Below are 11,931 nucleotides of genomic sequence, written 5' to 3' on the forward strand. Positions count from 1 at the left end.
ACCGAAAAGCTTATGCAAAAAAATGGAAAGTTGATAGACTTGGAGGGCCTCGAAAGGTCAAATGTTCCAATACGGAAGAACGAAGATAAAAATGATACTTCTTAAGAGCCAAATCAAACGGCACCGAAAGCTGCAGGAAACACAAGCTTGAGATTTCTGGTAAAACGCCATTGTTAAATCCCAACAGCTGTGAGCAATCACAGTGCCCTCCCGACAGCTTGTTAGAGTTCGACAGCTCTTTATGGTGAACGGAAATTTCGCTATGATGTCCTTCATGCAGCAGCCCCACTACCAGACCCGTACTGTGCAGCACAAATACAAGGAGTAATGAAAATACGGAAAATAGCTTTAACGACTTCTGCATATCAATCCACAAAGTTATCTATTGTAAATAAGCCGGTCCTTATTTTAGGGTTAAGTTTTTGTCATCTTTTAAATCAAAGATGAATTGCTTTTTTAAATCAATAGCTTAGAAAAATTCTGCTTCCACCAATCTTACCGGCACGTCTCCTGTATCGTCTAATCTTAAAATACCTGTAAGATGTATAGTTTTACCGGTAAAGGCAATTGGTTGCTTAGACTCTACGTAAATCATCGCTGGTATGCCATTAGCCCCACAAAAATTGCATTGGTTAACGGGCAATGGCGACAGCAAAAAGGTATGGTGCGTTTTTCTGGCCTTTACCGGAATTAGATAGCCCTCCAGATCAAAAGGCTTATCCTTAAATCTTTTTACTGATTCGCTATAAACAGGAGAAAACTGATTTTTATCGTTGAGTACATAATTGATCGTAGCTAATATAGACCAGTTGAGTGAGTTGATCTGGTCTGTGGATTTATGCGCCCTCTGCTGTGCCATTGCGGCAACGCTGAAGAAAACAACCAATAGTAAAACAAAAGATTTTTTATACATAAGGGAGGTAGGATGAAGCCAAGCGGTCATTGCTATCGATAATGTTTAATTTCTAATTATTTCCAAAGGCACTTTAAGCGTACCATTTTTAAAATCACAGATTTCAACTTCGTCTAACAGACATCTTTCCAAAGCGGCCTGCAATTCTTTTTTATCAAGGTCTTGGGCAATAAACACGATTTCATTCATCCTATCGCCAAAATCCCTGTGCCACTTAGCCTCTATCGCTGCTTTATTCTCCACAAAATCGGCATACATGGTGCGCTCTTGGTACGGCATGCTGCACCACCAAACACCTGCGCCTTCCAATCTGGAAGATCCCCCTGCTTGTGAGAAATTCAGTGCTTCGTTGGGTCGATCGGCCATCCAGAACAGCCCTTTTGAACGGATGATTTTACTTGGAAAATCCTGCTGCAAAAACCTCATGAAGCGTTGCGGGTGAAAAGGTCTTCGGTCCCTGAAAACCATAGAACTTATACCATACGCTTCAGTTTCCGGTTTGTGTACACTGTCCAGTTCTTTGATCCAGCCTGCCGAAGCCGATGCCTTATCAAAATCGAATAAGCCCGTATTCAGTATTTGCTTTGGATCCACCCTACCAAACTCGCTTTCGATCAGCCTCGCATCTGGATTCAGCTTTTTCATCAAAGCCTTGATCAAACCTAAATCAACCGGTTTGATCAAATCTGTTTTATTGAGGATAATCACATTGGCAAACTCAATCTGGTCGGTCAACAGGTTGACGATGGTTCGCTCGTCTCCTTCCATATCGGTCAGGTCCCTGTCTACCAATCTTTCTGCCGTACTGAAATCTTTGAAAAAGTTAAAACAGTCTACCACGGTAACCATCGTGTCTACATAACTAAAACGTGAGAGATCAATCCCCTGCTCTTCATCTATAAAAGAGAAGGTTTGTGCCACCGGTACCGGTTCCGAAATACCGGTACTTTCAATGACCAAATAATCAAACCTATTTTCCTTGGCCAATTTTTCTACCTCTATCATCAAGTCTTCACGCAGGGTACAGCAGATACAGCCATTGCTCAGCTCTACCAGCTTCTCTTCGGTCCTGGACAGACCACCCTCCTTTTTTATCGTCTGCGCATCAATATTCACTTCACTCATATCATTTACAATGACAGCTACTTTCAGCTCCTGCTTGTTATGTAAAATATGGTTCAACAAAGTGGTTTTTCCGCTCCCAAGAAATCCACTTAGTACGGTAACTGGTAATCTACTCATTAAGGTATGTTTTGTTGTCATTTCCAAATTGGTCAAATCTACTTCAGTCCAATCGGAATAAAGATAAACATTATTTTTTTTAACGCAACATAGTTGCATTAAAAATCTTGATTTCGCTTTTAAAGAAAAATAGCTTATGTAAAGAAAAATCGAATTATAGTGGTCAAGCTCCACAGGTTGAACAGTACAAAAACACAGGGCGCTATTTTTTGCGCAATACTAAGTCCCATATTCTTACGGAAAAGGATCAGGACAGCCAGCAAGGCAATCAGGTTCATCAATAAAGCAGAACAGAACATCACCTGTTTGAATGTACCGGTAAAGATCATCAAAGAAACCAAAACCAACTGGAGCAGGCTTGCATTGAAAGGTATACCTTTACCATTGTTCCTGGCCATCACATGCAATTTCCAATCGCGGGCAAACCTGGCGATGATCCGGGGGCCAATCCAGACCATGGCACTAATGGTAGCCAACAGCAATGCGGCCATCAATCCACCAAGCCAACTCCCTACATTGGCACCAAATAGCTGCTTTGCGGCAAGTACACCAATCTCGAGCTTACCATCCATTACCTTAAAAGGCAATACCCTTAAAAAAATGTAGTTAAGCAAAAGATACAGTACCACGACCAATAAACAGCCCAATAATATGCTCCGCTTAATGGTACGTTCGGCATCCGAAATCTCGGAGAAAATGTACACACAAGCATTCCAACCCGAATAGGCAAAGGATACATAGACTAATGAGATGGCAAAACTGTTTGAAAACAACAGCTTCTTATCATCCTCAGAAAATAGGATAGGATTACCTTTTGGAACTGCCTGTAGCCCAAAGATAATCAGCACCAAAATAAGCAATACTTTTATCGCGGTAAGCATCATCTGGAAACGACTGCCCCATTTGATATTGAAAAGATGTGGCAGGGAAACCAGCAACACTACAAAAAATGCAAATAGCTGGCGTGGCAGCGCTGGAAAGATGGCACCGGCATAGGCAGCAACCGTCATGCAGCTCAAAGCTATAGGCCCTATAAATCCAGATAGCACCGAAATTGGCCCTACCCCGGTTGCGAGCCAATTTGGGTAACAACTATTGATGTAATGATATTCGCCACCTGTTCCCGGCACTAATTTGGCCAAATGGATGTAACTTAAAGCACCACAAAACGCAACCAAACCACCTATGGCCCATAACAATAGTAAAATCGCCACTGAAGGCAGACCAGCGACCTGGAACCCCAGACTCGTAAATACACCGGTACCAATCATACTGGCAACGACCAATGCCGTTGCCGGCCATAAACCTATTTTATGGTTTTGCATCTGCCAACGCTAACAAACGTACAAAAAGTGGATAATAGGCAACCTTGCCCTGTTGATCCGTAAATTTCTCCCTTAACAGTTTATAGTTTGCCAAAGCCACCGCCGCCCTTTCTTTAATGGCCAGGTCTAAGGTTCCAGGTTTACTATCCTTTGGAATGGCGTATACAAATCTTCCTGTTTCCCTTGAAAATACCGGCATATTGAAGAAGTCACGCTTGACGAATTCCTTTTTTTCTTCATTTTGTATAGCCGCCTGCACAAAAAAATCAACGGCATGTGCCGGATAGCCGAACAGATTCCCATAAGATCGAAAACGGTCGTAGTTCTTTTCATATTCGGTAACAGCGATCAGCATAGGCGCAGGAGTTCCCGGTACAAAGCCAAACTGTCCGTAAAACGAAGCATTGGCCTTTACCAAAGAATCCACCAAACTTTGACGGTAGACATTGATAGATGCATTTCGATAGCCATCGTAGGTGATCTTGAATGGATGAAACACAAAATTCACATCGCCGAACTGTAGCGCATTTACCACCCTTTGATACTGTATTACGCTCTGATAATCTTTACTGTCCACATCGGCAACCCTAGCCCTACCTTTGGCGGTACTATCCTTTTGGGCTAACAGGAACCTAAGATCGTACACACTGCTCATTGGCTTGATCCGTCCGGACAAGGTAAAAAGCCCCTCATTTTCCATCGCATATTTTAACAATGTATCGGCCAATTGTTTGTCATTGACAGAAAGCTGGTCATAAGCTGAACGCTTGTCATTTAACTTCAGCTGTTTAGTACTGCTACAGGCACTTAAAAAGATTAGGATTAATAGGCCTAGCACCAAATTTATTTTTTGATTTTGATTGATTTTCATTTTTCATCTAAGTTTTAAAACACCATGTTAAGGGAAATCTTCGCATGGTTTCTTTGTAGAGCGTTTTTAGTAGATCGCAGTTCATAACTTGCCGTCAAACGGTACCATTGTTTGTTTACAGGGAAAGTAACACTTGTTCCCATTCCCGCAAGCAGGTAGGAACTGGACATGATGGCATGGTCCGGAACTTCCAACAGGTTTGAAATTACAGTTGGCCTCGCTATAGACAGGGCATCTTTTAGCGGAAAGCTATAGCCCATGCTCGGTACAACAGAAACACTAGCACTCTTACGTAGCCCAAACCGCCAATCAAGTTCAAGCAGCTGCTCAAAATTGAGGGCATCCCAGTCTGTACCGGTCATAAATTCGTAATGGTTCAGGTAGCCGGTATGTGTGTGATAGGCCAAACGCCACTGCCCGCCATTTGCCCTCGGTTTCCAATAGGCAGCCTGGGTAACAATATTCCATAAAAAACGTTCGGCATTGACTCCATTAAACCTTGGATCAAATGCTTTTCCGTCTTTCAATGTGGCATCAAAGTTGAATGACCAGCCGCCCGAGGGTTTTGAACGCTGATAACCTCCATAGGCGTGAAACTGCATTTCATCGTACCCTCCCACCAGCAATGGACTTAACACCTTGGTTACCGGGTCTTCCGATATCCCCTCTTCGGCATCCTGTGCCAAAAAGGAAACATCACCACCTAATAACCAAACATCTATCTCGTTTTGCTGCATAAAGAGCAAACCTCCCTTCATAGCCGAGCCATGGTTATACCTACTGGCACTCACTACCGGAACAAAATCATAGGTTCCATATCCTCTTAAACTATACAATTTGCTGTTGTTCCTGGAAACCTGCCCAGTCTCGATAGTTTCGGTCAACCTTCGATAACCACCTCTTAAGGTTAACCTAGACTGTTTACCTAACTGATAACTAAGTGACTGCGAGATCTCCATATCCAGATAACGGTATATCGGACGTGGATCATTCCCCCTGCTTCCCTGTTCGGTGAGGTAATCCAGGGAAGTAGCGAAGGACCACCTGCCAACAGCCGGATAGGCAACCTGTAGCATCCCCTTTAGCTGGTCAGCTTTCCAGTTGCCACCTATAGAGTCGGCGGTAATGAACGGACTGCCCTCATAGGGACGTGCCACATTACTGAAGTTGATACTGTCCCTTTTTAGTTTCTGATAAGCGAATTCCCCATAGAAACGCCACTTGCGTAAACTACGGTAACCTTGTGCACGGAGACCATATTGCTGTATGCGCCGGGCTTCCTGTGGGCGTTTAAAGTCTCCGGAAATATTTTCATAGCCTAGCCCAACACTTCCGTAATTACCCCCCTGTTTTCCATCCAATGGTCCCAGTTCCCCGGTAAGAAGCCAAGGGAATACGGAGGGCCTATGTTTCCATTCTACCAAGCTATCCGCCTTTAGGTGTTTTTCCGTATATGAATTAATAGGGGCTGTTTCTTGCGCAGCTATTCTCTGACTATCAAATATCACAAGGCCTAACAAGATCAAACAAACTGAAAAAACAGGAGTTAATTTTAACGAAACCACAATATTTTACTTTTATAATGTTAAACCTGCACCAAACCGTTAAGCTTGGTGCAGGTAAGTTCTTTCAAAAACTAGTTAAATTTCTTAGGTGTAGGCGTGGCCAACTTCACAAAGTCGTTTCCGCTGTTATTGGTATCCTGTAAAACAATGCGTCCACCTACGGTATTGGATACTTTCCTTCTGAAACTTTCCGCAGTATAAGTATCAGAGGCGTAAACAAAGCCAGCATCCAGAGCCACAGGTACCCTCTTGTAGCTTGCGCTAGAGGCATCCTTTAGGCCCTCAAAAGCATCTATCACCAAGCTGTTCGGGATCTTGATACGCTCTGGAAGGGTACTGTTAGAAATAGCTACCTTTTCTAATTTGCTAAAATCATCCGTTCTAAAGATGACGATGCCTGGTCCAAAAACGGTTAACAACCAATCAAATCCGCCAGTAAAGTATAACTTCTCCAAGTTCGGTACATTCGGTGCATCGGCGTCACGGTTATCGGGACGCTCGTTATAGGTTTCCCAATCCGCATTGGAAAGATCGACCGGGCTATTGGGGTTTAAAGTAGCGTCCTTGTGGTTTACGCCATCTTGTGCAATCACAATACTGGCTCCCGCCGCCAAAGGATGTTGCCTGCCAGTTCCTGGAATACGCCATACGTTACTTGCGTAGGAATTTTCTTGATCGCCCTGAAACGGAGTTGCTGGGCTTGTAGGATTGATCAGACCGGAGTTACCATAAAGATCGGCAATACAAAGTCCATCCAAATAGATGGTTTCGGCAGAATTGTTATAGATCTCTACAAACTGGTCTGAAAAATAGGTACTGCCCGATGCGGTTTTAGACCCCGTGTAATAAACTTCCTTGATCAAGATGTTGCCCGCAGCAGAACCGTTCAATTTAAGTGTCAAACTGCCAGTGCCGCCATTTACCTGAAAATCATTGGCCGCAGCATTCAATTGCAGGGCCTGTGAAACACCGGTCAACTGTTGTGCCTGGGCCGCAGTTAAAGCCTTGGTGGTAGATACGTTATAGGTACCTGGCACTACATTGTTAAGGGTAGCCACACCACTTTCATTGGTGGTCGCGGTAAGTGTGGTACCATCGGTCCTACTCACCAGTTTCACTTCGGTAGCAGTTGCTACGGTCTGTGTATACCCAACAGGATATTCTACCTTGACCTGCACGGTAGCTGTCTGGATACTTCCCTCTCTTTTTTTACAGCCAAAGATAGCTGCCGTACCCAGCATCAAGGCCAGGATTACTTTTGTTGTTTTCATTATCTGTTATTGTTTATAAAATTCATTAAAGTCTGAGCGTAAATTCTGCCCCGAAAAACAGCTTCTGGTTACGGGCAACCAATTGGTTGGAAAGCGTATTATGATAAAGCCCCCTATCGGCAATGATGTTATCGATGTAGAATGCCAGGCGGCTGTTATTTTTAAATTCTTTGCTGAGCCTTAGGTTAAAAAGCCATAGTGGTGGCGCCTGGTCCGTGCCAGAGAGCGTACTGCTCAAATTTCTCCGTAATGGCTCATATTCCGACTGCATCGCCTGTGATGGCGACAGGTAGACGGTTTGCCCATTGTTGTCGATATATCCTATTGGGTAGGGACTTAGGTCCATATTCCGGTTACTTACCGACCAGACCGTTTGTACCAGTCCCGTCAACAGGAAACGTAGTTCCGGAAAATGGGTCTCAAAGGAAAGCTTGGTACTGAAACGACGGCCGATATTACCGAAACCAGAACGGTATATCGCAACCCGATCTGGGGTTACACTGCTAAAGATTGCTTTCTGGTAATCTGCCGCTTCGCCATTATCGTAGCCGATGGTCTGTGCCCAGGCCCCATTCAGATCAAAGCGGGTGTTGATCTTTTCCAATCTGGGTGTTACCAACTGGAACTCTATTCCCTTATTCACGATACGACGGTTGTTTACCGAACGGTCATACCCAGCATAGAATGGCGTATAACTTACAGGTTCCGGCACCAACACAGGTGGCTGTCCTACCGGGAAACTTGCCGCAGCCAGACGTGCTACCGGCAATACCACTACTTCTCTATTGGTACCAAAAGCATTATTGGTGGCATCACGATAAAAGGTAACATAACCACGGAAACCAGCAATTTCATAATCTAGGCCAAACTCTCCTTTTTTTGCCACGTAGCTCTTCAGTTGCGTATTATCAGTTTCAAAGATTTTTGTGGTCATCACCACCAATCTTTCTGCAGGATTTTGGGCGTAATAATTATAGTTCACCAGGTCGACGTAACGTTTACCCGGGTACATGAAACTCAGCGTTGGCGACTTGGCCGTCATGCCATAACCACCTTTGATGCGTAATCCCTTTACAATATCCATCGCCAAATTCATTCTTGGCAGCAACTGGTTACCAAACCTACCGCTAAAGGGACCGTTTGGCTGGATATTATCATACCTCAGACCGAAATGAAAGTCCAAGGTTCTTTCACCAAAACCAATACTGGTCTGGTCTTCGATATAATAGGCCAATTGTTGTAACGCCGGCACTTCCGCAAATGATCTTGGCCTATCGCCCACGGCATAGTTCTGTCTGGGCGGACGGGTAGCGTCGAACATCCTACCCTCGCCTTTGTTGCCGTCGAAACGGTACTCTAGTCCCGCCAGCACCTTGTGTTGCCATTTCCATAATTGCTTGCCCGAAAGCAGTACCCCTTCCAACCGGTGATAGATCGAAAGCGGCCTACCGGAAACGGTAACCTTGGAAAGGTATTCACTTTCACCGTAACGGGCGATATGCATCCCCTCCGCTGTTGCATCGGTGACCGGAAAAAGATCTCTGGTTACCAGCTCTTGCACATAACTGTCCTGTCTGCCATAAGTCACTCCAAAATCCATGATCAATGAGGAGAACCAGCTATTTCCCGTATTCAGCTGCCAATTGCTTCCGAGATTGAAAGACTGATCCTTACTGTAGATGCGGCTCTGATAGCGCAGGTCATCGGGATCCTGTTTCTGGTTGTCGAGTGTATTGCTCCATCCCAAGCGGGTAGTGCTATAGATTTTATCGCCCGCAAAACCTTTGCTCCAGGCAAACTGGCTACCCAAGCGGGTGTATTGGCTCAGGATAATCCGAGGATCTTCGATGGAATGTGTATAATCATGATCCATACTGAGTATGCCGCCACTTTTACCCAACTTAAAGCCCATCCCCACCGCTTGCTGGAACAGTAAGGGGTTCAGTCGTGTGGTCAGCTGGGGACGAAACGCTCCGGCCCTTCGTTTGACCAAAACCCCTCCCGCAGTCAGGTCGCCATGTCGTACCGATGGCACACCGGTAACCACCTCCACGCTCTCGATCTGGTCGGCCGGTATCTGCCTGAGGTCTATCCCCCTTCCGGCCACAGAAGAGAACTCGGGCAATGCCCCTGGACTACTGTTGAGGATGTTTACATTGTACTGCATATTAGCATTGTTGCTTACCGGAATACCATCCAGGATGATGGAGGTACCCAAGGCATTCGCCCTACCTGCTTCGCTACCGCTCGGTACCTGCCTCAAATTGATCTGTTGGGCACTGGACATATCTGGGCTTCTGGCCAATTGCCCCGGCAATAACTGTAGCACATCGCCCAAGCTGCTAGGCTGTAAATGGCTGATGGCCGTACGGTCAATAACAACGGAAGAGCCGATCCTTTTCGGCCTGGTGGCCACTGAAATCTCTTTCAGCGATAGGGACTGCACCTTCATTTTTACATTAAACGCCGAATCCCTGACCAAGGTAAGCTGATAGGTAGCGGGCAACATCCCCAAAAGACTGAAAGAAAGCTGTAGTTGGCCCTTCTGCTGGGCCGGCAATACATAATAGCCCTGTTGGTTGGTGCGTGCGAAGCTTCCAGAGGAAGCCACCTGTACAATGACGTCGGCAAGCGGAAGATTGTCGTCTTCACCTACCACCCGACCAGATACCACCACACCTTCCTGTGCCATGGCCACGCCACAGCAAAGACTAACCAACAGGCCAATTCCAAACGAAATGATCCTGTTCTGATACATGAAAATAAAATATGGGTAAAACTATTTGCCCGGAAACGGGCATATTGGAGAAAAGCCTAGCTAGGCTATATTTTTAGGTGGTCCCCTGTTCGTTGTCAAACAGATCGTAACATCTAACACACCAACAACCTGGTCCAAAAAGCAAAACGCTGACACGTTGAGCCAGGCTGACCACTGTACCTGCCCTTTATCTAGTAATAAGTGTTGCGAGTGTACAAATTGATAATAGCTACATACGTCACACTTGGTATCCTTCCCTACATTTTCCCCGCTATAATGATGCGAATGTTCAGCAGCGTGATGGAACTGATGGGCCAGCTCGGCAAACTGCACAAAGCAGATCGACCACAGTATGGCGATCGCCAATAGCACATTGCCGTTTCTAACCTGTGGTCTATAGCCCTTTTTCAACATCGCAACAAAGTTGCATTATTTTTATCAAAGTTTAGGTAGTACAATGCAAATATTTTCATGATTAAATTAAATTTTAGGTATTCCATTGCCACTCGTAAAAGCCCGCAGACTGCTAAAAACATTTGAGTGGGGTTATGTCGGACATTTTGGAACATAAACCAACCAAGTCAATCTTCCTAATGGCTGATTTTTGGCTGAGTAAAGGTTTTACAATTTATTCTGATAAGAAAAGAGCATAAAAGCATTAAATGCAATATTCTCCACACTGTGCCTCATTTGCATTCAGAAACACCATTCTGAGGCCAACACTTAATGTCACTGACAAATCTTTGGCTTTCAGGACAATCATAAATTCCTAAATATTTGAAAATAGAATATTTATACGGTTAGGTGGACTTTCCTATACAATTTTCAAAATATTTCATTCATGATTTGAAAAAATTGGCAGGAGTAGTCTGACTTCAAAATATAACAAAAATATCCCTAGGAGCAGATTTAAAATCACTACTAGGGACATTTATTTCAGATACTTCACTAGTAGTTATTTAATAGGCGGTAAGATATTTTAAGAATAGTCGAGAATTCTATCCCTATTTGAACATAGACCTATAAATTAAAAAGTAGAAATTGGTTTGAAACTGAATAGAACTTTTAAAGGCTTAAAATAATTCTGGAAACAAAGTTGACAACAAACTATGATATTCCTTCGATGGCTCTTGATTCCTATCCAGCGTATTAAGCTTCTTTATAAAAGATTCTTTTTTATTAAGGTCTTCAATCTGTCCATATTGTGTGAAGGCATATAAAAACAAATTTCCAAATGATTTGTAATGCTCTAGTGCATTATTGGCTACCTGCACAAAGTTGTTGAAACGGAAAGCGACAATTTTGCCAAATTTGGCGCTTAATAAAACACATAATTCTCGATAAATCTTCGACATTTTTTTAAAATCTTCTTTTAACTTTATTTTCAAAAAACAATACCCAAGCAGAATGCTCTCGAACTCTTCTGAAGAAAAATCTTCTTTATTATCAATTGCTTTCTGAATATATTGGGGGTTCCGTCAATAATGGCCATCTAGCCTGTATTAATATTGGTCACTAATTACGCTCCAAAGTGACCACTTTTCACGCCTAAAACTGTCCAGTTGGCTGATTTTCGAGGCTTTTAAACACTTCTAAATATTGGGTAATGTCTTTATCGGGACAGGGGGTGAACGCCCTTTGTGGGTGTTTATACGGGCTAACAAAAAAGATATTTGTCCCCCTGACTGAACGCCTGTTTCCGACTATCGAAAAATGACATAGCAGACCATCGTTTTACGCTGGTGAACAAAGAAAGACAGGTGTATGGGGGTTGGGATTGGAAAAGGGTACAAAACTCAAAGGCTTGGAAATTGGCCGGGCTTGGAAAGTACCTGCAGAGAATTACTTATTTGATCTGGCTGTTCAGCCATTCGCTGCTACCCATGGCAGCTAAGGGGGTGGCCACTTTGCCCCGAAATGGAGTGACTACTTTCTCCGTAATATACAGTTATTTCACTGATTAATTTCATTAAATTAGATAAGAAG

8 protein-coding genes are annotated in these 11,931 nt (G+C 44.0%); all 8 read right to left on the reverse strand.

The genetic code is table 11. The annotated features are described in order from the left end of the window. Positions 1 to 469: 469 nt before the first annotated feature. Positions 470 to 913, reverse strand: a complete 444-nt coding sequence (locus tag CRO54_RS06235; RefSeq protein ID WP_240775045.1) for a hypothetical protein — start codon at positions 911 to 913, stop codon at positions 470 to 472. Between the two features lie 45 nt (positions 914 to 958). Further along, positions 959 to 2,155, reverse strand: a complete 1,197-nt coding sequence (locus CRO54_RS06240) for a GTP-binding protein (RefSeq protein WP_097132288.1) — start codon at positions 2,153 to 2,155, stop codon at positions 959 to 961. A 134-nt stretch (positions 2,156 to 2,289) separates the two neighbouring features. Continuing rightward, a complete protein-coding gene (locus tag CRO54_RS06245; protein WP_097130042.1) occupies positions 2,290 to 3,480 on the reverse strand; it encodes an APC family permease in 1,191 nt (396 codons plus the stop codon). Then, a complete protein-coding gene (locus CRO54_RS06250) occupies positions 3,467 to 4,351 on the reverse strand; it encodes a hypothetical protein (RefSeq protein WP_097130044.1) in 885 nt (294 codons plus the stop codon). The genes CRO54_RS06245 and CRO54_RS06250 overlap by 14 nt, the downstream gene beginning before the upstream one ends. A gap of 14 nt (positions 4,352 to 4,365) precedes the next feature. Next, entirely contained in the window at positions 4,366 to 5,859 is a 1,494-nt protein-coding gene (locus tag CRO54_RS06255; protein ID WP_138765766.1) for a DUF6850 family outer membrane beta-barrel protein, read from the reverse strand. A gap of 128 nt (positions 5,860 to 5,987) precedes the next feature. Then, positions 5,988 to 7,187 (reverse strand): DUF4876 domain-containing protein, encoded by a 1,200-nt coding sequence (locus tag CRO54_RS06260; protein ID WP_097130048.1) that lies wholly within the window; start codon positions 7,185 to 7,187, stop codon positions 5,988 to 5,990. A gap of 25 nt (positions 7,188 to 7,212) precedes the next feature. Continuing rightward, positions 7,213 to 9,945, reverse strand: coding sequence for a TonB-dependent receptor (locus tag CRO54_RS06265; RefSeq protein WP_097130050.1), 2,733 nt, complete (start codon positions 9,943 to 9,945; stop codon positions 7,213 to 7,215). A 1,073-nt stretch (positions 9,946 to 11,018) separates the two neighbouring features. Continuing rightward, complete coding sequence (locus CRO54_RS06275) at positions 11,019 to 11,408, reverse strand: DUF7829 domain-containing protein (RefSeq protein WP_476704029.1); 390 nt, start codon at positions 11,406 to 11,408, stop codon at positions 11,019 to 11,021. Positions 11,409 to 11,931 lie beyond the last annotated feature (523 nt).

Source organism: Pedobacter xixiisoli (assembly GCF_900215335.1).
Classification (GTDB): Bacteria; Bacteroidota; Bacteroidia; order Sphingobacteriales; family Sphingobacteriaceae; genus Pedobacter; species Pedobacter xixiisoli.

Bases quoted from the DNA above. Each gene is read 5' to 3' on its own strand.
- CRO54_RS06260 (WP_097130048.1), bottom strand. From the start codon at position 7,187: ATGAAAACAACAAAAGTAATCCTGGCCTTGATGCTGGGTACGGCAGCT.
- CRO54_RS06240 (WP_097132288.1), bottom strand. From the start codon at position 2,155: ATGAGTAGATTACCAGTTACCGTACTAAGTGGATTTCTTGGGAGCGGA.
- CRO54_RS06235 (WP_240775045.1), bottom strand. From the start codon at position 913: ATGTATAAAAAATCTTTTGTTTTACTATTGGTTGTTTTCTTCAGCGTT.
- CRO54_RS06250 (WP_097130044.1), bottom strand. From the start codon at position 4,351: ATGAAAATCAATCAAAATCAAAAAATAAATTTGGTGCTAGGCCTATTA.
- CRO54_RS06265 (WP_097130050.1), bottom strand. From the start codon at position 9,945: ATGTATCAGAACAGGATCATTTCGTTTGGAATTGGCCTGTTGGTTAGT.
- CRO54_RS06245 (WP_097130042.1), bottom strand. From the start codon at position 3,480: ATGCAAAACCATAAAATAGGTTTATGGCCGGCAACGGCATTGGTCGTT.